17 protein-coding genes are annotated in these 20,363 nt (G+C 64.8%); 12 read left to right on the forward strand and 5 right to left on the reverse strand.

The features are described 5' to 3' along the window. Window positions 1-59: 59 nt before the first annotated feature. Window positions 60-1,358, reverse strand: a complete 1,299-nt coding sequence (locus tag Q1A53_RS04275) for a dienelactone hydrolase (protein WP_299963278.1) — start codon at window positions 1,356-1,358, stop codon at window positions 60-62. Between the two features lie 220 nt (window positions 1,359-1,578). Here Q1A53_RS04275 and Q1A53_RS04280 point away from each other — a divergent pair, with 220 nt between their 5' ends. Beyond that, window positions 1,579-2,952, forward strand: coding sequence for an MATE family efflux transporter (locus Q1A53_RS04280; protein ID WP_299963280.1), 1,374 nt, complete (start codon window positions 1,579-1,581; stop codon window positions 2,950-2,952). 51 nt (window positions 2,953-3,003) lie between these two features. Here the strand turns inward: Q1A53_RS04280 and Q1A53_RS04285 are convergent, their stop codons facing one another. Then, window positions 3,004-3,798: an N-formylglutamate amidohydrolase gene (locus Q1A53_RS04285; RefSeq protein WP_299963283.1), complete on the reverse strand. Its 795-nt coding sequence runs from the start codon at window positions 3,796-3,798 to the stop codon at window positions 3,004-3,006. A gap of 313 nt (window positions 3,799-4,111) precedes the next feature. Further along, a complete protein-coding gene (locus tag Q1A53_RS04290) occupies window positions 4,112-5,146 on the reverse strand; it encodes a phosphotransferase family protein (protein ID WP_299963285.1) in 1,035 nt (344 codons plus the stop codon). Between the two features lie 103 nt (window positions 5,147-5,249). Here Q1A53_RS04290 and Q1A53_RS04295 point away from each other — a divergent pair, with 103 nt between their 5' ends. The 4 genes from Q1A53_RS04295 (at window position 5,250) to Q1A53_RS04310 (ending at window position 9,824) form a co-directional block, all read left to right on the forward strand. Then, window positions 5,250-6,485: an acyl-CoA dehydrogenase family protein gene (locus tag Q1A53_RS04295; RefSeq protein ID WP_299963287.1), complete on the forward strand. Its 1,236-nt coding sequence runs from the start codon at window positions 5,250-5,252 to the stop codon at window positions 6,483-6,485. 191 nt (window positions 6,486-6,676) lie between these two features. Then, complete coding sequence (locus Q1A53_RS04300; RefSeq protein WP_366872449.1) at window positions 6,677-7,693, forward strand: membrane dipeptidase; 1,017 nt, start codon at window positions 6,677-6,679, stop codon at window positions 7,691-7,693. After that, window positions 7,690-9,342 (forward strand): hypothetical protein, encoded by a 1,653-nt coding sequence (locus Q1A53_RS04305; RefSeq protein WP_299963291.1) that lies wholly within the window; start codon window positions 7,690-7,692, stop codon window positions 9,340-9,342. The genes Q1A53_RS04300 and Q1A53_RS04305 overlap by 4 nt, the downstream gene beginning before the upstream one ends. Continuing rightward, a complete protein-coding gene (locus Q1A53_RS04310) occupies window positions 9,339-9,824 on the forward strand; it encodes a hypothetical protein (protein ID WP_299963293.1) in 486 nt (161 codons plus the stop codon). Before Q1A53_RS04305 ends, Q1A53_RS04310 begins: the two co-directional genes overlap by 4 nt. 9 nt (window positions 9,825-9,833) lie before the next feature. Here Q1A53_RS04310 and truA read toward each other — a convergent pair whose 3' ends face one another. Then, window positions 9,834-10,613: a tRNA pseudouridine(38-40) synthase TruA gene (gene truA / locus Q1A53_RS04315; RefSeq protein ID WP_299963295.1), complete on the reverse strand. Its 780-nt coding sequence runs from the start codon at window positions 10,611-10,613 to the stop codon at window positions 9,834-9,836. Window positions 10,614-10,727: 114 nt separating this feature from the next. On the opposite strand from truA, the gene Q1A53_RS04320 reads away from it, so the two are divergent. The 7 genes from Q1A53_RS04320 (at window position 10,728) to Q1A53_RS04350 (ending at window position 19,395) form a co-directional block, all read left to right on the forward strand. After that, complete coding sequence (locus Q1A53_RS04320; RefSeq protein WP_299964431.1) at window positions 10,728-12,140, forward strand: YcjX family protein; 1,413 nt, start codon at window positions 10,728-10,730, stop codon at window positions 12,138-12,140. Next, entirely contained in the window at window positions 12,137-12,586 is a 450-nt protein-coding gene (locus tag Q1A53_RS04325) for a GNAT family N-acetyltransferase (protein ID WP_299963297.1), read from the forward strand. The genes Q1A53_RS04320 and Q1A53_RS04325 overlap by 4 nt, the downstream gene beginning before the upstream one ends. Beyond that, the gene (locus Q1A53_RS04330; protein WP_299963299.1) at window positions 12,586-13,590 is read left to right on the forward strand and encodes a YcjF family protein; all 1,005 of its coding nucleotides are present in this window, start codon (window positions 12,586-12,588) and stop codon (window positions 13,588-13,590) included. Before Q1A53_RS04325 ends, Q1A53_RS04330 begins: the two co-directional genes overlap by 1 nt. Before the next feature lie 45 nt (window positions 13,591-13,635). After that, window positions 13,636-15,252, forward strand: a complete 1,617-nt coding sequence (locus tag Q1A53_RS04335; protein WP_299963300.1) for a cyclic nucleotide-binding domain-containing thioredoxin-disulfide reductase — start codon at window positions 13,636-13,638, stop codon at window positions 15,250-15,252. Between the two features lie 319 nt (window positions 15,253-15,571). Then, the gene (gene ileS, locus Q1A53_RS04340; protein ID WP_299963301.1) at window positions 15,572-18,646 is read left to right on the forward strand and encodes an isoleucine--tRNA ligase; all 3,075 of its coding nucleotides are present in this window, start codon (window positions 15,572-15,574) and stop codon (window positions 18,644-18,646) included. Beyond that, window positions 18,627-18,893: a DUF3253 domain-containing protein gene (locus Q1A53_RS04345; RefSeq protein ID WP_299963303.1), complete on the forward strand. Its 267-nt coding sequence runs from the start codon at window positions 18,627-18,629 to the stop codon at window positions 18,891-18,893. Before ileS ends, Q1A53_RS04345 begins: the two co-directional genes overlap by 20 nt. 46 nt (window positions 18,894-18,939) lie before the next feature. Beyond that, the gene (locus tag Q1A53_RS04350; protein ID WP_299963305.1) at window positions 18,940-19,395 is read left to right on the forward strand and encodes a methylated-DNA--[protein]-cysteine S-methyltransferase; all 456 of its coding nucleotides are present in this window, start codon (window positions 18,940-18,942) and stop codon (window positions 19,393-19,395) included. A 96-nt stretch (window positions 19,396-19,491) separates the two neighbouring features. On the opposite strand, the gene Q1A53_RS04355 is transcribed toward Q1A53_RS04350, so the two are convergent. Continuing rightward, on the reverse strand, window positions 19,492-20,199 hold the full coding sequence (locus Q1A53_RS04355) for a CDP-alcohol phosphatidyltransferase family protein (protein WP_299963307.1): 708 nt from the start codon (window positions 20,197-20,199) through the stop codon (window positions 19,492-19,494). Window positions 20,200-20,363: the final 164 nt, after the last annotated feature.

Raw genomic sequence — 20,363 nt, forward strand, 5'->3', positions numbered from 1 at the left:
GATGGCCCGCCCCTGTCAGGGGGCGGGTTTTTTCGTTACGCAGGTGCAATGAAGGGGGCTTATTCGCCCTTCAGCAGCGTCTCAAAGCGCAGACCCTTTGCCGTCCGGGGGGCAAATCCAGTCCAATAGGTGTGATCCTCGCTCGGCAGGCCATCTTCGTCGAGCGCGATGATGCCCGCGTCGGCATCCGGCGTCAGCTCAAAATAAGCCTGTTTGTCCAGATCTGCCTTGAGATGCAGATCGAAGAAAGCGGTCGCAAAATGCTGTGCGATGTTATTCATGCGCGTGGTATCCCAAACCGCATCTGCGTAATGCTCAAAGGGTACGAAATCGAGCTCTGCAACGGGCGCCCAGGCTTCTGCCGGTGCGGGGATCGGGGCCGCGGCATTGTGATTGGCATGCTCGAAGGTCAGCAAATGACGGTCGGTGCCGGTGGCCTCATCAAAAATTGCGCGGATCGCGGCATAACCTGACACGTCGTCGGATCCACCCGCCATGAGCAATGTTGGCACCCGCAGCCCGGCGAGGCCGTTGGCATCCCAGAAATCGGCATTTCGACCCCAGGGACCGATGGCGATGATCGCTTTGAGCCGCGGATCCATCAGCGCCTCATGTGTCTCGGACCCGGCCAGGTGCCGGGTCAGCAGACCCGCTGGCGCGCCCCAGGTGAATTCGGTGGCGGCCTGGGTCACCCCCGCCCCTCCGAAAATCAGAGCACCGTAACCGCCCATGGAATAGCCGATCAGCCCGACGGTGTCGCTGTCGATGATCGACCCCAGCTCCCCCGGCAGCGCTGCCATCTGATCCAGTACAAAGCTCTGGTCAACGGGGCGGTGGTAGAGCGTCGCGCCAAAGGCGTCCTGGTCGGCGTAGGTGCTGTCCGTGTGATCAATGGAGACGGTCACAAACCCTTTCGAGGCGAGGTTTTCGCCCAGATGCGACATCAGAAAGCGGTTGCCGGGATAGCCATGGCTGATCACGATCAGCGGGTATTGCGCGCCCGTGGCAGGGGCTGCGTCCCGCGCGGCGCGTCCGCTCAGGCTCACTTCCGTCCGGCCATCCCGGAGCAGACTGGTGTATGTACCGCCCGGCACTGTGCCCGCTGCGGCCGGATACCAGATCTCGACCGTGAGCGGCCGGTCGTACACCGGTTCCAGTCCGTCGACCGTGTTGACGATGTCGATTTGATCAGGGTTGGTCAGGGTCAGCGTGCGAACACCGACAGGCGACGTGCCGTAGGGTGCCAATTCCGGCGCATCGGGTCGGATGAGGTCGATTGGATTGGCAAGCGCAGCGGTTGCCAGAACGGGGGCCGCGATCACGGCTGCCACTGCCGCGAGCGGTCTTCTTTTCTTCATCTTCAACTCCTTGCGGGCCTCGTCCCGCCCGCGCCGATAGATTGCGCAGGTTGTGCCCGCGGATCAACCATTTATCGGCAGTTTCCTGCCTTCTGGGCTCGATTTCTGGATTTGGTCTTGATCGCCGGAGACGGGGCGGACGCCTGCATCTTTGCGTTTTTTCCTCTGCCGAGTATCGCTGACCCTTCCCTGCGCGCTTGGGTCGGCGTAAGGCAGGGTCATGCGCAAGATCATGACATATCGCCAGCACATGCGGGCCGTGCTCACGCTCGGCCTGCCGCTGGTTGGTGGTCACCTCGCCCAGGTGGCCATCGGGATCACCGATACGGTCATGGTTGGATGGTACGGGATCGAGGCGCTGGCCGCTGTGACCCTGGGATCGACGTTCTTTTTCGTTCTTTTCATCTTTGGCTCAGGCTTTGCGTGGGCGGTGATGCCGCTGGTGGCGTCCTTTTACGCCGAAGGCGATGAAACCGGGATACGCCGGGCCACGCGCATGGGGCTTTGGCTCAGCCTCGGCTTCGCAATATTGGCGATGCCCGTGATGATCTGGTCCGAAGCAATCCTGCGGTTGCTGGGCCAGTCGGAGACGCTGGCCGTTGCCGCGGGCAGCTATCTCAGGGTCGCTGGCCTCGGCATTCTCCCGGCGCTGCTGGTGATGGTGATGAAGTCTTATCTGGCCGCGCTGGAGCGCACGCAGGTGGTGTTCTGGATCACCGTGATGAGCGCCATCGTCAATGGGCTTGCGAACTATGCGCTGATTTTCGGGAACTGGGGCGCCCCGGAATTGGGGATCATCGGTGCGGCGCTTGCCTCTGTGGCGACCCACGGGGTCGCACTGGTGGGCATTGTGATCTACGCCCGTCTGGCGCTGCCGCATCACGCGCTGTTCCAGCGGCTCTGGCGGCTTGACCGGCAGATGCTCGCGCGGGTTTTCAAGCTTGGTTGGCCCATCAGTTTCACCGTCCTGAGCGAGGTCGGGCTCTTTGCCGCCTCGGCGCTGATGATGGGGTGGCTGGGCACGGTCCCGCTGGCGGCACATGGCATTGCGCTGCAACTGGCGTCGATCACCTTCATGGTGCACATGGGACTGAGCAATGCCGCGACAATTCGGGCGGGCAACGCCTATGGCCGCCGCGATCCGGCGCATATGGAAAAGGGCGCGCGCGTCGTCACCCTGATGTCGCTTGCGATGGCCGTGGCCACGATTGCGGTTTTCGTGACGGTACCGGAGCCACTGATTTCCGTCTTTATGCAGTCAGACGAGCCGCAGCGGCCCCAAATCCTGGCCATTGGTACCGGGTTGCTGGCGATGGCGGCGCTGTTTCAACTGGTCGATGGCGCGCAGGTGATTGCCCTGGGCCTGCTGCGGGGCGTGCAGGATACGCGGGTGCCCATGGTCCTGGCCGCAGTGAGCTACTGGGTGGTGGGGATCCCGTGCTCTTACTATTTCGGGTTCCGCCTCGAGATGGGCGGCATCGGTGTCTGGCTGGGTCTCGTCGTGGGTCTGGGGCTGGCGAGTGTCCTTTTGTCGGCTCGGTTCTGGGGAGCGACCTTGCGCAAGCTCAAACGGGAAGTCTCCGTTGTCGCATGAGCAAAAAGCCTCAAGTATTACATGAGAAATAGGCCATAAAGAATTGATAAATCATATATAAGAGGCGGCGTAGTTCGGGCGCCACTCCTGCAGTGACTGCAGCATGTGGGCGATCAGATGACGCAAGGGCTCGGCCTTTTCGGGGTCATAGAGCCAGGGGTCCGCTTCTTCGGTCAGATAGGTTGAAAGCCGCAGGACAAGCTGTAGCGCCTGCACATGGCGTTTGGGTTGCCCGTGCCGCTGAACGGTCCAGCTGGCGTCGTCGCCGCGCTCGCTGATCGTCGTCCGGTAGTCTTTGGCCTGCATCAGCAGACCAGCCACCTTGGCGCTGAGCTGCTGATTGCATCCGGCGCCCAGAAAGGTACGCAGCGTGATATCGGGCGGCTCGGTGGAGGTTTGCGACAACACCTCACTGCGGCTGGCCTTGCAATCGACGATCAGCGCAAAACCGTGCATCGCGCGCAGCCGTGCCACCTGTGCCGCAATGGCGGCGTGGTAGGGCGCGTGAAAGGCCGAGGTCCATCTGCTGATCTCGCGCGGCTCCGGCCAGACGCGCCAGATGGGCTGATCATTGAACGTATGGGCCGGAACGATTGCCCGCAGGTTTTGCTTGGCCAGATCGCGGGGGTCGGCATTCGCGTTGCACAGATAGCGGTGAAAATTGGCGCGCACGATTGTGGCGTCCTCCACCAGCCCGCTGACCAGCCTGTCCACATGCCAATCCGTATCCATCATGGCCTGCCCCGCCTCCGTCATGCGCCCCAGGATGGCATTGGGGATGTCCGTGCTTGCATGTGGCACTGCAAGGATAAGTGGGCTGCTACCCGAGATAACCGTCACTGGCATCGAAGCGTCCTCGAAAATGGGAATGCGGCGTGGCTGTCTCGCCGCTGACCTTTTGCCGAACTATCACAAGGCAGGAAACAAAGGTAAAGCGCGCCGAACGCTGGGTTGGTTGCAGGGTCCGGAAGCAAAGCCTTTTGACCGGGTATTGAAGCGGCGATGGCGATTCCCCGACGACGCTGCGGTGCTGGCTGGGGTGATCCGGACAGAGAGACCTGGCCGGACTGGTTGCGCTCTCCGGCGATGTCGTTGGACGTGTCACGGCAGCAAAAAACGCGACATGGCCGGTGAGTGAGCCGGTCGGAACAGCGCGCCGCTAGCTTGAAGCGTCACCAGGGTTTTCGGCGAGGCGGCGCGCGTCGCGCGCCAGCAGCACGATGATTTCACGCAACCGGCTTTGGTACTTGGGGTTGGAGGCGGTGCCCTCAAGCCCCCGCCGCAGAACGCCCTGCAGGATCGCCAGCAGCCGAAAGTACGAAAACACCACATAGAAGGTCCAGTTGTCCGGCGGCGCGATACCCCGACGGGCGCAGTATTCGTCAACATACGCGTTCTCTTCCGGCAGACCGAGCGCGCTGCGGTTGACACCGCCCAGCCCGCGGAACTGGCCCGCGTGCGGCAGCCGCCAGTGCATGCATTGATAGGCCAGATCCGCCAGGGGGTGGCCCAGCGTGCTCAGTTCCCAATCGAGCAGCGCCACGATCTCCTCGCTGTCGGGGGCAAAGATCATGTTGTCGATGCGGTAGTCGCCGTGAACGATGCTGCTGGTCCCATCATCCGGGACCATCGCCTCATCCAGCCACTCCATGAGCCAGTCCGCATCCGCCAGCGGCTCTGTCGCGCTTTGTCGGTATTGCCCCGACCACCGCGCCAGCTGCCGCGCAAAGTAGTTGCCGGGCTTGCCATAGTCGCCGAGACCGATGTTCGCCGGCGCGACCTCATGCAAGGCGGCAAGTGTCTCGTTCATCGACGCGTAAACCCGCGTGCGTGCAGCCGCGTCCAGCTCCGGCAGGGCGGGGTCCCAGAAAATGCGGCCCTCGACCATTTGCATGACCATGAACTGCGGGCCCATGGGGCTTTCTTCGCCCGACAGGTGATAGACCCGCGGCACCGGCACATCCGTCGCGGAGAGCGCGGACATCACCCGGTATTCGCGGTCCACCGCATGGGCTGATTTCAACAGCGTGCCGGGTGGTTTGGCGCGCAGCACATAGTCGCGGTCGCCGCTTGTCAAACGGTAGGTGGGGTTGGACTGGCCATCCCCGAATTTCTCCATCGCGTCGAGCGTCGTGAAACCAGGCAGATGCTGCCTGAGATAGGTGGCCAGCTCGTCTGGATCGTAGCGGTGCATGCGCTGGTCCTCCCCCGGTTGCCCATGGACATTCCCACCGGATCTAAGCAACTCTGCCGGCGCGGGGAAACCCCCCGATTGCTGAGGTGGGAGGCGCTGGCGCATGCAAATGGATTTGGGGCTGAGGCCGGAGACTGCTGCACTGCTGGACCGGGTGCGCGAGATGATCCGAACCGAGATCATGCCGCTGGAGGCCGAATACCATGCCGAGATCGGCAAGGGCGACCGCTGGCAATACACTGACCGGCAGGCAGAGATCCTCGAAGGGCTGAAGGCGCGGGCCAAGGCGGCGGGCCTTTGGAACTTCTGGCTGACTGATTCGGCGCGCGGGTTGGGTCTCAGCACCGTTGAATATGCCTATTTCGCCGAAGAGATGGGCCGCACGCCGCTGGGGGCAGAAGTCTTCAATTGCTCTGCGCCTGACACCGGCAACATGGAAGTGTTCGAGCGCTACGGCACCCCCGCAATGAAGGACCGCTGGTTGACCCCCTTGCTCGACGGGCAGATCCGCTCTGCCTACCTGATGACGGAGCCGGAGGTGGCCTCCTCCGATGCCACCAATATCGCGCTGTCCTGCACGCGGGATGGTGACCACTACGTACTCAATGGCGAGAAATACTGGGCCAGCGGGGCAGGGGATCCGCGCTGTGCCGTCTATATCGTCATGGTGCGGACGGGGCAGGAGGATGATCCGAAGCACAGGCGCCATTCCATGGTCGTCGTGGATGCCGCGACCCCCGGCATCGACATCCTGCGACCAATGCAGGTCTTCGGCCACGATGATGCACCGCACGGGCATATGCACATTCGTTTTACCAACGTGCGGGTTCCGGCGGAGGATATGCTGCTGGGCGAGGGGCGCGGTTTTGAAATCGCGCAAGGACGGCTGGGGCCGGGGCGGATCCATCACTGCATGCGGTCGGTCGGGCAGGCGGAAGCAGCGCTGGAACTGCTGTGCAACCGGGCGCTGCACCGCGATGCCTTTGGGAAGCCGCTCGTACAGCTGGGCGCCAACTATGACATTATCGCCGAGGCGCGGATCGAGATCGAGCAGGCGCGGCTGTTGTGCCTCAAGGCGGCGTGGATGATGGACCAGGGCGACGCCCGCGCCGCAGCGCCCTGGATCAGCCAGATCAAGGTGGTGGCCCCGCGGATGGCGCTCAAGGTGATTGACGAGGCGATGCAGATGCACGGCGGCAGCGGCATCAGCCAGGACACGCCGCTCGCCATGGCCTGGACCTGGCAGCGCGCCCTGCGGTTTGCCGACGGGCCCGACGCGGTGCACCGCCGTCAGGTGGCCCGGGCAGAGTTGCGCAAACACACGCAAGAGCCGGTCTGACGCGCCGGGCGCTTTCGGAACAAAGCGCGCACATCGGGCGTTAACTATTCATGGTCTGCTGGTTCTATCCGCAGGCCTTGACGCAGATAATAAGTACGTCGGGGAGTTAACCGGTGCACTGCGTCACCGGCGGAGGTGTCCTGAGGGGCGCCTCCTGCCGGATCATCCGGCGCAGCCGCGGCACCTTTTTCATTGAGGGAACCGGCGATCTTGCGCAGACTGCGCCCATGCGTGCACCCGTGATAGACAACCTGCAGTATTTCAACGCCTCTCCGCGGATCTTTGAGCAGATGCGCGCGGGTGGTGTGAATGCGGTGCATGTCACCATCGCCTATCATGAGAACTTTGCCGAAGTTGTGCAGAACCTCGTGCAGTGGAACCGCTGGTTCGAAGCCCATCCAGATCTGATCTTTCGCGGATTGACGGCACAGGATGTGATCCGCGCACAGGAAACGGGCCGCACGGCCATCTTCTTTGGGTTCCAGAATCCCAGCCCGATCGCCGATGACATCGGTCTGGTGGAGATCTGCCATCAACTGGGCATTCGGTTCATGCAGCTGAGCTACAATAACCAGTCGCTGCTCGCCACGGGGTGTTACGAGGACGAGGACCCCGGCCTGACCCGCATGGGCAAGCAGGTGGTGGCGGAGATGAACCGTGTGGGTCTTGTGATCGACATGTCCCATTCCGCAGAGCGCTCCACGCTGGAGGCGATTGCGCTGTCCACCCGGCCCATCGCGATCACACACGCCAATCCGCAGTGGTGGCACGACGCGCTGCGTAACAAATCCGACGCGGTGCTGCGGGCGCTGACCGAGGCGGGCGGGATGCTGGGCTTTTCGCTCTATCCGCATCACCTCAAAGGCGGCAGCGACTGCACATTGGAGAGTTTCTGCGAGATGGTGGCGGAGGCCGCCCGGCGCTACGGGGCCGCGCATCTCGGGCTCGGCTCGGATCTTTGTCAGGACCAGCCCGACAGCGTGGTTGAATGGATGCGCATCGGGCGCTGGTCGCGCCAGATGGACTATGGCGAGGGCTCGGCCACCGCGCCCGGCTTTCCGCCCATGCCCGCATGGTTCCGCGACAACCGGGACTTCGGCAATCTGCGAAGCGGTCTGCGCGCGGCGGGGCTGACGGCGGCGGAAGTTGATGGCATCATGGGGGGCAACTGGCACCGCTTTTACCAAGAGAGCTTTGGCCCCGCATGAAAGACCTGGTCACGCCCCCACAGATGCCTCTGAGACCGACCGGGACAGTGATGCGGCTCGCGCGCATGGGGGCGATGTTTCCGACGCGGCTGTCGTTTCTGCGCACTCTGCTGCGCCGTCTGGCCCGCGAACGGGTCGAGGTGGTGCGACCGGTCTGGAGCATCTGCGCGCAAGGCTATGGTCACGCCGTCTACACGCTCAGCCTTGGCGGGCACCGCTATTCGCTGGTGGCGGTCGCCACCGCGCTGCCGGAGGCGGCGCGCACCGACCGGGTGATCGCCGAGGCTTGGGACACGGCCTATGTGCTCTACGACGGCGTGCCCGACGCCGGTGAGATCGCGCGCATCTGTGCGACGGCGCCGCGGCAGGAGGCCGCCCGTTTCACCGAGCGTGATCTGGTGCTGAGCCGGGCCAATAAATCCGTGCGGTTGTTCGACCATGTGGTCGGATCTCTGCGTGCGGGCCGCCAGCCTGACCCGGCAGAGGTGCAGAAGACCGGATATCTGATGCGCACCACCGCCGTCTACGGGAACGGCAAGTTCGGGATCGCGGACCGTGCGGCCATTGCCGCGCGACCGGGGCTGTCGGGTCCCTTCATGGCCGAGATGCTGACCGTCTGGCTGATCCGTCACTTCACCCATGATCTGGCGGAGCATATGGGGGGTGGCACGCTCGATCCTGCAATCAAGCGTCATCTGGGCATCGGCAACGCGACGGGCCTCGGAATGGCGCCGTTTCTGGTGACGCATCCGGTGCTGCTGAACAACTGGATGGCCGCACGCGAAACGGCGCTGGCCCGGGTCCGCGCCGTGCCGGCGCTGGAGGCGGAGCAGGTCGCGCAGCTGACGGCACTGGCCACGCGCGCCGCCGGGCATCTGGCCGAATGGCAGGTGCCCGACACTGCACATCAGGCGCGAATTGACCAGCTGAGATCAGCCTGGGCGGGGGTCGCTTCCCGGATCACACCGGAGATGTGCGCGGCTCCGCGCCCGCTGGACCGGCTTTTTCGCGCAGCCGCAACCGGCGGCCCGGATCTGGAAGAGCTGACCGTCGCGCTGCTGCTGGAGCCGTTCGGCGCGCTGGTCGACGATCTGGCGGAGGGGATGGCCGATCCCTTTGACCCGCCACCGGAACAGACCACCCACACGGATAAATTACGCGCGCGGCTGGAGACGGCGTTCGCCTGGGCGCTCGGACGGGACTATGACACGCCTGAGCACTGTCGCCGCTTCTGGTATGTGAGTGCCGCCAAACAGGAACCCCGGCTGGGTGACCGCTTTGCCGAGCCGGGGGCGGCGCTGGAAAGCCCGCTCGACGTGGCGCGGCGGGTGGCGGCCTTGCATGCGGCGCTACCGGACAAAAGGACGCCGGTGCTGGAATTCCTCGACGCCCACCCGGAACATCTCTTTGCAGTGGAGCGGGTGGAAATGGCGGCGGCCTATCCTTACGCGGAGATTCGCGACAACCTGATCGCGGCGGACTGCCTGCCCATTGATCTGCTGCGCTGCAAGCTGTCTTTCTTTGGCGCGGCGAAGTTCGACCCGAAATCGGATCTCTGGACGCGGATCACCCTCTTTCAGGGCGCCCCTCTGGCGGAGGAAGTGGCAACGCGCCGCGATCACGGATGGTTGCCGGTCCTCCAGGCATGAGCTGGTCGCGCGCCGAAGTGCAGGCGCTGGCCACCCGCGCGGCGCGCGGTGCCGGTGCGCCCGCCGCACAGGCGGTGCATTTCGGTCGGGCGGCAGCGCTGCATCTGGCGCGCGGCCGTCCCGCGTCGGAGGTATCGCAGGCGCTGGCGGCCTTGCCGGAGGGGCCCGTTCTGCGCCTGCCGCTGGCGCTGCAACGGCTGAGGCGCGCCGGTGGCGGGGATGAGATCGACACCGGCGGCCTGCCCGATCTGGCGCGCAGTTACGTGGAGACGCTGGGAATGCCGCTGACGATCCGGGAGGTCTCGCCGGATGCGCTGATCGTCAGCCCGACCAAGACCGCGCCCCTGCCGGATCCGGGCCGCATCACCGGTTGCGAGGCGCTCATCGCAGAGATGACGGAGCTGGCCGCCCACACTCTCGTCCCCGAGAGCGATGTCTCGCGGCAGGCGGGTGCAGGCGCTGGCGTAACCGACACCGATTGAGCGATCCGCTTACACATCCGGGGACGCGAAGGGATCCTCGGGGTATTGAACCCCTGCGAGGTACAAGCCCTGCGGTGGGCAGACCGGTCCGCACGCGGCTCTGTCCCGCGCCACCAGCGCCTCGCCCACCTGCCCGGGCGTCCGCGACCCGGTGCCCACCCGTTCCAGCGTGCCCACGAAGCTGCGGACCTGATTGTGCAGGAACGACCGGGCGCGCACGTCGAAGTGCACTTCGGGTCCGTGCGGGGTGTCCACCCGCGTCACCTCCAGCCGGTCCAGCGTCTTGACCGGGCTGTCGGCCTGACAGATCGTGGAGCGGAAGGTGGTGAAATCGTGCCGCCCGACCAGCTGTGCGGCACCTGCCTGCATTGCGGCGACGTCCAGATCCTGTTTGACCTGCCAAACCAGCCCCGCCTGATGGGTGGCGGGCGCGCGGCGCATCAGAATGCGAAAAAGATACCGCCGCTGCAGCGCCAAGAACCGCGCGTGCCAGTCATCCGCGACCCGCGCGCAGGCGACAATGGCGACGGGAGCGGGCTTCAGGTGATAGTTCAGCGCCTCGGACAGCCGAAAGGCGGACCAGTCGCGCGCGAGATCGCAGTGCGCCACCTGCGCCAGAGCATGCACACCCGCATCGGTGCGCCCGGCGGCGGCGATGGTATGCTCGCCCGGCTCCAGCCGTGCCAGTGCGGCCTCTACCGCACCTTGGACCGTGGGCTGTTCGCGCTGTCTCTGCCACCCGGCAAAGGGTGCTCCGTGGTATTCGATCTGCAAGGCGTAACGCGGCATGGGCGGTCCCCTAGCGCGCAGGGGGCGAGCCGTCAAATGGCTTTGCCACCTCTGGCGCGCGCGCGGAGGAGCGCGTATGTAGCGCTCAAGGAAAACGCCGGGGGCTGCCAGATTTTGGGGATCACGTCATTCGCCGATACGGTGCTGCGCCAGATCGAGACCGTGCAGGACACGGTGCAGGAAGCGCTTTTCGAGCCGGTGACCCGCATCGGTGTCACGGGGCTGGCGCGTGCGGGCAAGACCGTTTTCATTACTTCGCTGGTGGCCAACCTGCTGGATCGTGGCCGGATGCCGCATCTGCTGGCTGCCGCCGACGGGCGTATCGAAGCCGCTTTCCTGCAACCGCAACCCGATGACACGGTGCCGCGTTTCGCCTTTGAAAGCCATCTGGCGCAGCTGACGGCGGCGCGCCCGAGCTGGCCTGACAGCACGCGCGCTGTCTCGCAACTGCGGCTGTCGCTCCGGGTGCGCCGGGCGGGGTTGTTGGCCGGTGTGCAGGGACCGCGCACGGTCCACGTGGACATTGTCGATTACCCCGGCGAGTGGTTGCTGGATCTGGCGTTGCTGGACAAAAGCTATGACGCGTGGTCGGCGGAGGTGCTGGCGCGACTGGAAAACCGCGAGGAGGCGGCGGCCTTCCGGTCGGTGCTGGCCGAAACCGATCCGGCGGCCCAATTAGAGGAGCCGCGCGCCCAGGCGCTGGCGCAGGCGTTCACGGGCTATCTGACGGCAGCGCGGGCGGCGGGGTATTACGACTGCACGCCCGGACGCTTTCTGCTGCCGGGGGATCTGGCAGGCTCGCCGGTGCTGACATTTGCCCCCTTGCCTGCCGCGAGCGCACCGCGCAAATCGCTGCGCCGCGAGATGGCGCGGCGGTTCGAGGCCTACAAGAGCGAGGTCGTCCGGCCCTTCTTCCGGGATCATTTCGCCCGGCTCGACCGGCAGGTGGTGCTCGTTGATGCGCTTGGTGCGATCCACAACGGTCCGCGCGCGGTGGAGGATATGCGCGGTGCGATGGCTGATATCCTCGGTGCCTTCCGGCCAGGGCAGAACGCCTTTCTGACGGAGCTTTTCCGGGGCAAGCGGGTGGAAAAGATCCTCTTTGCCGCGACCAAGGCGGACCATCTGCACCACAGCCAGCACGCACGGCTGACCGCGATCATGGAGGCGCTGCTGCGCGGTGCGGCAGACCGCGCCCGATTTGCTGGTGCGCAGACGGCAGCGATGTCCATCGCAGCGCTGCGGGCGACGACCGAAGCGCAGATCACCCATGACGGTCAGCCGCTCGACGTGGTGCGCGGCACGCTGCTGGAGACGGGCAAGCAAGCGGCGCTCTATCCCGGTGCGCTGCCCGAGGACCCGCGCCAGTTGCTCAGCCCCGCGCGCGACGGGGCCGAGGAATGGCTGGGTCAGGACTACCGTGTGATGAATTTCGCACCTTCCGCGCTAAGTTTGCGCGTGGGTGACGGACCGCCTCACATCCGACTTGATAAGGCCGCCCAATTCCTTTTAGGGGATAGGCTATGAGTACGATCACCATCACCCCGGCGCGCACGCTCGATGCAGGTGCCGTGGGTCACATCCTGTCCGTCGCGAACGACACGATGCCCTGGCTGCCGCGCATGCATTCCGCAGCTGAGGAAATCATGTACGCCGGTGACATGATCGAAGCGGGCTGGATCCGCGTGGCCAAGCGGGATGGCAAGGTCGTGGGTTTCATCGCCCGCTGGGAGGAAGAGGTACACGCGCTTTACGTCCTGCCGGAGTTGCAGGACACCGGGATCGGCACCGCTTTGCTGGACGATGCCAAGGCGCAGAGCGACAAGCTCTGCCTCTGGAGCTATCAGGCCAATATGGGGGCAACGCGGTTCTACGGGCTGCGCGGCTTCAAGGAGGCCCGGCGCACCGATGGCAGCGAAAACGACGTGGGCCTGCCCGACATCCGCTTTGAATGGACGCGGGACAGCGCCTGATGGCGCGGGGACCCGTTCTTATCGACATGACCGACGCGGCGGAGCCGCAGCCCAGCGTGGCCGAGGCACCCCCTGTCCCAGAGACGGATGTGCCACGCCCCACCGGTCAGGCAATGCAGGCAGCGGCGGGTCTTGCCATGCGCAGACCCTCACGACTGATGCGGTGGTTCTGGTCTCTTGCGGTGGCACTCATCGGCGCGGTGATCTCCATCAAGGCGTGGGGGTTTGTCACGGCACTTGTGGCGCAGAACCTGATTGTCGGCTGGGCGGTCAGCGGCTTGCTGGCGGCGTTCCTCGCCGTTCTCACGGCTGTCATCTTGCGCGAAACCGCTGCTCTGGGACGGCTGTCGCGGCTCGACGGGCTTCGACGCGCCGCGGAAGAGACGCTAACGGAGGATGACCTCACCGGTGCGCGGGCGGTCACGGACCGGCTCGTGGCACTCTACAAGGGACGAGAGGATACCCGCTGGGGCCGCGACCGGCTGGCCGCGTTGCGCGGTGACCAGTTGGATGCCGCGGGGCTTCTGGCGCTGGCAGATAGCGCGCTGCTGGAACCGCTGGACGCCGCTGCCCGTCACGAGGTCGAGGCGGCCGCGCGTCAGGTTGCGACGGTCACTGCGCTGGTGCCCCTGGCGCTCGCGGATGTGGTGGCGGCGCTGGCGGCCAACCTGCGGATGATCCGGCGCATTGCCGAAGTTTACGGTGGCCGGTCGGGCTTTCTGGGTGGCTGGCGGCTGACCCGGGCGGTGATGACCCATCTGGTGGCGACCGGTGCTGTCGCGGTCGGCGACGACCTGCTGGAGCCTTTTCTGGGAGGCTCGATCGTCGGCAAACTGTCGCGCCGCTTTGGCGAAGGGTTGGTCAACGGCGCGCTGACGGCCCGCGTTGGCGTCGCTGCGATGGAAGTGTGCCGCCCGCTGCCGTTCCCGGCTGGCAAAAGACCCAAAGTGCGCGATATAATCAGGACCAGCCTGACCGGTGTTTTCGGATCGGCCAAGACCTGACGGGCGCCGCCCTGTCAGGGCATATTTCTGACAGGAGCACGCGCGATGGAGAGTTTTGCCGCTGATCTGGCGACGATGGTACGCCGCCCGCTGGAGCCCGAGCATGTGGCCGCCATGCGCAGGAAAGGCGTGATCAGCACCAAGAAGGCGGGCGAGATGGTGCAGGAACCGGGCGCGGCCTTTGATGAATTCCACTACGTGATGGACGGCGAGGTCGAAGCCGTCGATCCCAACACCATGGCGCGGATGGGCAATGCCACGCTGGGGCCGGGGCAGTTCTTTGGCGATCTGCCGTTCCTGTCGGGTGGTGTGTCGCTGGCTGGTGCCCGGGCAGTGGTGGACAGCACCCTGCTGTGCGTGCCGCGGTCCGACATGCTGCGGATGATGTCGGACATGCCGGAGATGAGCGATATCGTCGTGACCGTTCTGGCCGCGCGGCGGCGCCGGGCGGTGGAGGAATCCGACAGCGGGCTGACGCTGATCGGCGCCGAGAGCAGCCGCGACATTCGCCATGTTGCCAGCTTTGCGGCCCGCAACCGCATCCCCTACCGCGAGATCGAGCTGAGTTCCGAAGAGGCCAGATCGTTGGCGCAGCAATGTGGTCTTGCCGATGCCGAGCCGGGCGTGATCTTTGGCCGCGACCGCAAGATTGAGCCCGCCACCCCTCGCGGTGTCGCGGGGGCATTGGGGCTCCATCTCGAAACGGATGCCGACACCAGTTTCGATGTGCTCATCGTGGGGGGCGGCCCCGCTGGTGTGGCCGCGGGTGTCTATGCGGGGGCCGAAGGGCTCAGCGCGCTGGTGTTGGAGGATATGGCCGTGGGCGGGCAGGCCGGGACCTCCAGCCGGATCGAGAACTACATGGGCTTTCCCACGGGCATTTCGGGCGGTGATCTGGTGGGCCGCGGTGAAGTGCAGGCGATGAAATTCGGCACCCGCTTTTCGGTGCCGCGGCGCGCGACCGCCCTGCGGCAGTGCGACGACAAGTGGTTTCACGCGACCTTCGACGATGGTCGGGAGGTCGCGGCCAAGGCGCTGATCGTCGCCACCGGTGTGCAATACCGCCGCCTGCCCTTGCCCGGGCTGGAAGCGCTGGAAGGCGCGGGCGTCTACTATGCAGCGACCGAGGTGGAGGCACGCTACTGCCGCGATGCGGAGGTGGCGGTGATCGGGGGCGGTAACTCCGCGGGTCAGGCGGCGATGTATCTGGCGCGCACCACCCGACATGTGCATGTGCTGGTGCGGGGTCCCTCGCTGGCCTCTTCCATGTCGGACTATTTGCTGCAGCGCCTGCAGACCCATCCGCGCATCACCATCCACACCCGCACGGAGATCGCCGAACTCCACGGCGAGGAGGCGCTGGAGCGGGTGACGATCTGTGACAAGATGTCAGGACAGAACTGGGATCTGCCCACGGCGGCACTTTTCGTGATGGTGGGCGCCGCACCCAACACCGAATGGCTGCCGGGGCTGATCAAGCTCGACCCCAAGGGGTTCGTGCTCACCGGCGATGCGGCGGGGGGGCGCTCTCAGTTTGAAACATCTTGCCCGGGTGTTTTTGCCGTCGGCGACGTGCGCGCGGGGTCGGTGAAACGGGTGGCGTCTGCCGTGGGCGAAGGTTCCGTGGTGATGTCGGCGGTCTGGGCGCATGTGAATGACTGATCACTGTGCGAGGCGTGATTGGGGCGGAGCCGTCCATCCTGGGATCCCGCAAAAGATAGGCCTGCCGCGCGCAAAGGGCGCTTTGCCACTCCGCTGCGGGTCTTGAGGCGGGCTGTCTGAATGGTTCCAAGAAAGGCCGCCCGCGGGACTTGTTTGGCCGGGCCGCGCTGACTATAAGCCCGGTCATGCGTTTGATCCTCCGCATTCGAATTACTTCCCCGGCGCTCTGAGTTGATGAGACGCCGGGCCAAGGTGTTTGAGCCGCTCGCACCGACCGCTTTCCCCGCTATCCCACCGCTATCCGAAGGACGCCTGTCATATGTGCGCCGATACGACCGACACCGCCCCGAAACACGACTATAAGTCGACGCTGAACCTGCCGCGCACCGATTTTCCGATGCGCGCGGGTCTGCCCAGGCGCGAGCCTGAGTGGCTCAAACGCTGGGACGAGATTGGTGTCTACGACAGGCTGCGCGAGAAGGCCGTCGATCAGCGGCGCGACGGTGGCAAGGGCGCGCGCGCGCCCTTCACGCTGCACGACGGTCCCCCCTACGCGAATGGCCATCTGCATATCGGGCACGCGCTCAACAAGACCATCAAGGACATGATCGTGCGCTCGCATCAGATGATGGGATATGACGCGCGCTACGTACCGGGGTGGGACTGCCACGGGTTGCCCATCGAGTGGAAGATCGAAGAGCAATACCGCAAGAAGGGCCGCAACAAGGACGATGTGCCGATAAACGAGTTCCGGGCCGAGTGTCGCCAGTTCGCCGAGCATTGGGTGCACATCCAGCGCGAGGAGTTCAAGCGGCTGGGCATTACCGGCAACTGGGCGGATCCGTACCTCACCATGGACTTCCACGCCGAACGGGTGATCGCCGAGGAATTCATGAAGTTCCTGATGAACGGCACGCTCTACCAGGGCTCCAAACCTGTCATGTGGTCGCCGGTGGAGCAGACAGCGCTGGCCGAGGCGGAAGTGGAGTACCACGACAAGGAAAGCTTCACGATCTGGGTGAAGTTTGCCGTCGTCGCTGCAGGCGACGACGGCAACCCCGGCCCCCGAGCCGGGGTCTCCGGCAGTGGAGAGATCCCGGGTCAAGCCCGGGATGACGCGGGAGTGGGAGTGCAGGAGACCCCGGGTCAGGCCCGGGGGGGCGACACAGGCGACCTGAAGGGTGCCTATGTCGTCATCTGGACCACCACGCCCTGGACCATGCCCTCCAACAAGGCTGTCGTTTACGGGCGCGACATCTCCTACGGGCTCTATGAGATCACCGGTCGGCCTGAGGAAAGCTGGGTCAAGATCGGCGAGCGTTACTTGCTCGCCGATAGTATGGCTGCAGACGTACTGATGCGCGCCCGGCTCGACGACAGCATGTACCGTCGGCTCCGCGACGTGAGCACCGAGGAGTTCCAAGGGCTGCGGCTCAGCCACCCTCTGAATGCACAAGAGGGTGCGGAGGGCGAATGGGACGACCTGCGCGATTTCCGGGCGGCAGACTTCGTGACGGACACCGAAGGCACCGGCTTTGTGCACTGCGCGCCGTCGCACGGGATGGAGGAGTACGAGCTCTACCGCGATCTGGGCATGCTGCAGCAGGTCATCACCTACAATGTCACCGACGAGGGCATGTTCCGCGCCGATCTGCCGTTCTTCGGCGGCAAGTTCATCCTCAACCGCAAGGGCAAGGAGGGCGATGCCAACACCGCTGTGATCAACAAGCTGGCGGAGGTCGGCGGCTTGCTCGCACGTGGCAAGATCAAGCACAGCTACCCGCATTCCTGGCGCTCCAAGGCGCCGGTGATCTACCGCAACACGCCGCAGTGGTTCGCAGCCATCGACAAGCCCGTCGGCGACGGTCTGGACATGCACGGCACCACGATCCGGGAACGCGCGCTGACCGAGATCGACAATGTGAACTGGACGCCCAGGACGGGGCGCAACCGCCTGCATTCCATGATGCAGGCCCGGCCCGACTGGGTGCTGTCGCGCCAACGGGCCTGGGGCGTGCCGCTGACCTGTTTCACCAAGAAAGGCGCATTGCCGACGGATCCTGATTTCCTTTTGCGAAACGAAGCGGTCAACCAACGGATCGTGGAGGCGTTCGAGGCCGAGGGCGCGGACGTCTGGTATGCAGACGGCGCAAAGGAGCGGTTTCTCGGCGGGATCGTGGATCCGGACGCCTATGAGCAGGTGATGGACATCCTCGACGTGTGGTTTGACAGCGGGTCCACCCATGCCTTCACCCTGCGTGACCGGGCGGATGGGACAGAGGACGGCATCGCGGACGTCTATATGGAGGGCACGGACCAGCACCGCGGCTGGTTCCATTCCTCGCTACTGCAATCGGTGGGCACCACCGGGCGCGCGCCTTATCGCAATGTGGTGACCCATGGCTTCACGCTCGATGCCAAGGGCATGAAGATGTCGAAATCCATCGGCAATACCATCGTGCCGGAGGAGGTCGTCAAGCAATACGGGGCCGATATCCTGCGGCTGTGGGTGGCGCAAACGGACTACACCGCGGATCAGCGCATCGGGCCGGAGATCCTGAAAGGCGTGGCCGACAGCTACCGCCGCCTGCGCAACACGATGCGCTACATGCTGGGATCGCTCAGCGATTTCACGGAAGCCGACCGTGTGGCGCCCGAGGAGATGCCGGAACTGGAACGTTGGGTGCTGCACCGTCTCGCGGAGCTCGATCAGGTCGTGCGCGAAGGCTACGCCGCATTCGATTTCCAGCGGGTGTTCTCGGCTGTCTTCACCTTTGCGACGGTGGATCTCTCGGCGTTCTACTTTGATATCCGCAAAGACGCGCTCTACTGTGATGGCGATACGGTAGAACGGCGGTCCGCGCGCACGGTGCTGGATCTGCTGTTTCACCGGCTGACCACGTGGCTGGCACCGGCGCTGGTCTTTACCATGGAAGAGGTCTGGCTGGAGCGGTTCCCGGGTGAGGGCAGCTCTGTCCATCTTCAGGATTTCCCTGAGACGCCAGACACTTGGCTGGATGCTGAACTGGCCGAGAAATGGGCGGCGGTACGGGCCGCCCGCCGTGTCGTGACGGCAGCACTGGAAGTCGAACGAACCGCCAAGGTGATCGGTGCCTCGCTGGAAGCGGCGCCGGTGGTGTATGTGGCGGATGAGACGTTGCGCGCGCATCTGCAGGCGCTGCCAGCTGCGGATATCTGCATCACCTCGCAGATCACGGTGAGCGGAGAGGCCGCCCCCGACGGTGCCTTTACCCTGCCTGAAGTCCCAGGTGTGGCGGTCGTTTTCGCCAAAGCAACAGGTGAAAAATGTGCCCGTTGCTGGAAGGTGCTGCCGGATGTGGGGACGCACAGCGTGCCTGGCGTCTGCGAGCGCTGTGACGCAGCGGTTGGTTGATCGGGACAGGATCGCCGGTGAAATCCGCGCCCAAGCCCGCGCGCGCGGGCTTGGCGCCTCGCTCTGCCCGTCGGAGGTGGCTCGCGCGCTTGCGCCCAGCGGCTGGCGGGACCTGATGGAAGCGGTGCGCGGGGTGGCCGATGATCTGGCGGATCAAGGCGAGATCACGGTGACACAGCGCGGGAAACGGGTGCGCGCTGGAACGGCGCGGGGCCCGATCCGCCTGGGTCTGCGGGCGCGGGAATAGCAGCTTTCGGGTTGCAGTTGCGGCATCCCAGAGACAAGGCTGGTGTATGCACCGTCTTGGCGTTGATACACAGTTTGGCCGGCTGACCCTCACGCAGGAGGAGGAGGCCATCACGGCTCTCACCTGGTCCGGTCGTGACACTGGTACCGCCACCGATCTGTTGAGAGAGGCGGCACGGCAGCTGATTGAATACGATACTGGCACGCGCCAGGCGTTCGATCTGCCGCTGAGGGTGCGGGGGTCTCAGTTTCAACAGGATGTCTGCGCGGCGATGCAGAGAATTCCCTTCGGGGATACAGTGACTTACGGCGATATTGCAAAAGCGTTAGGGGCCATGCCGCAGGCGGTCGGGCAAGCCTGTGGTGGCAATCCGATCCCTGTCATTATCCCCTGCCACCGCGTGATGGGGGCCAAGGGGCTCACTGGGTTCTCTGGCGCGGGCGGGGTGGAGACGAAGGTCGCACTTCTGCGGCACGAGGGGGCTGCCGGGCTGCTGATCTGAGCGGGCTCAAAGCGTCGTGCGAACATTCTGAAGCGCAGTCAGGCTGCCTGACATCAAAGATTTCAAGGTGTTATGCGCAGTGTTTCGGGCAGCTCGTCAGACGCTATGATCGCCGTTGCGCAGGGGCAGGATTTGCTGAGCAACCCCGGCGAAGACCAGATAGACTGACGTGACCACCAGCCCCCAATGCGCCCAGCTGTCGGGGTAGAAATCAACCCAGGCCGCCCAGCCCGCAAAGAAGGTCCAGGCCAGTGCCATGGGCAGCGTGATCACCCGCCAGCGTTCCGTGCGCACGGGATGCACGAACTTCAGCGGCAGGAACATCGCAACCGCCAGCGCCGTGACCAGTGCGAGGCTGACCCAGAAATTCGGCTGTAGCGCAAAGATCACCAATACCAGCATGTTCCAGCAGCCGGGAAAGCCGGAGAAGGAATTATCCTTTGTTTTCATGCGGGTATCGGCGAAATAGAGCGCCGAGGCGAAGGTGATGACGATGATCGCAAACCAGCCGGTCCAGCCGTCCATCAGCCCGGACTTGAAGAGCGCAAAAGCCGGAATGAAGACGTAGGTCAGATAGTCGATGATGAGGTCGAGCAAGACGCCGTCGAACTCGGGCGCGTTCTCCTTGACATCATAGTGCCGGGCGAGCGGGCCGTCGATGCCATCCACGAAGAAGGCCACAACGAGCCACAGGAACATGAGGTCCCATTTCTCATCGACCGCCGCCAGCATCGACAACATTGCAAAGACCGCGCCGGTCGCGGTGAACAGATGCACGCCGAGCGCGCGTAACCTCAATCCCATCCGGTGTTGATGCCGCATGATCGGGTGACATGCAAAAGGAAAAACGATCCGTGCGGATCTGCTGTGGAAGGATGAAGGACGCGTACGCGCAACGGCCGAGCGAGGCGAGAGGCGTGCCGGGAACGAGGGCGCGTCGCGCCTTTGTTTTGCGGAGGGATGGCGCG

The sequence above is a fragment of the uncultured Roseobacter sp. genome, assembly GCF_947496515.1.
Classification (GTDB): Bacteria; Pseudomonadota; Alphaproteobacteria; order Rhodobacterales; family Rhodobacteraceae; genus Roseobacter.

What these genes read in the sequence shown, in the direction of transcription:
- Q1A53_RS04275 (WP_299963278.1), bottom strand. Translation starts at nt 1,358, where the DNA reads ATGAAGAAAAGAAGACCGCTCGCGGCAGTGGCAGCCGTGATCGCGGCC.
- Q1A53_RS04280 (WP_299963280.1), top strand. Translation starts at nt 1,579, where the DNA reads ATGCGCAAGATCATGACATATCGCCAGCACATGCGGGCCGTGCTCACG.
- Q1A53_RS04285 (WP_299963283.1), bottom strand. Translation starts at nt 3,798, where the DNA reads ATGCCAGTGACGGTTATCTCGGGTAGCAGCCCACTTATCCTTGCAGTG.
- Q1A53_RS04290 (WP_299963285.1), bottom strand. Translation starts at nt 5,146, where the DNA reads ATGCACCGCTACGATCCAGACGAGCTGGCCACCTATCTCAGGCAGCAT.
- Q1A53_RS04295 (WP_299963287.1), top strand. Translation starts at nt 5,250, where the DNA reads ATGCAAATGGATTTGGGGCTGAGGCCGGAGACTGCTGCACTGCTGGAC.
- Q1A53_RS04305 (WP_299963291.1), top strand. Translation starts at nt 7,690, where the DNA reads ATGAAAGACCTGGTCACGCCCCCACAGATGCCTCTGAGACCGACCGGG.
- Q1A53_RS04310 (WP_299963293.1), top strand. Translation starts at nt 9,339, where the DNA reads ATGAGCTGGTCGCGCGCCGAAGTGCAGGCGCTGGCCACCCGCGCGGCG.
- truA (WP_299963295.1), bottom strand. Translation starts at nt 10,613, where the DNA reads ATGCCGCGTTACGCCTTGCAGATCGAATACCACGGAGCACCCTTTGCC.
- Q1A53_RS04325 (WP_299963297.1), top strand. Translation starts at nt 12,137, where the DNA reads ATGAGTACGATCACCATCACCCCGGCGCGCACGCTCGATGCAGGTGCC.
- Q1A53_RS04330 (WP_299963299.1), top strand. Translation starts at nt 12,586, where the DNA reads ATGGCGCGGGGACCCGTTCTTATCGACATGACCGACGCGGCGGAGCCG.
- Q1A53_RS04335 (WP_299963300.1), top strand. Translation starts at nt 13,636, where the DNA reads ATGGAGAGTTTTGCCGCTGATCTGGCGACGATGGTACGCCGCCCGCTG.
- ileS (WP_299963301.1), top strand. Translation starts at nt 15,572, where the DNA reads ATGTGCGCCGATACGACCGACACCGCCCCGAAACACGACTATAAGTCG.
- Q1A53_RS04350 (WP_299963305.1), top strand. Translation starts at nt 18,940, where the DNA reads ATGCACCGTCTTGGCGTTGATACACAGTTTGGCCGGCTGACCCTCACG.
- Q1A53_RS04355 (WP_299963307.1), bottom strand. Translation starts at nt 20,199, where the DNA reads ATGGGATTGAGGTTACGCGCGCTCGGCGTGCATCTGTTCACCGCGACC.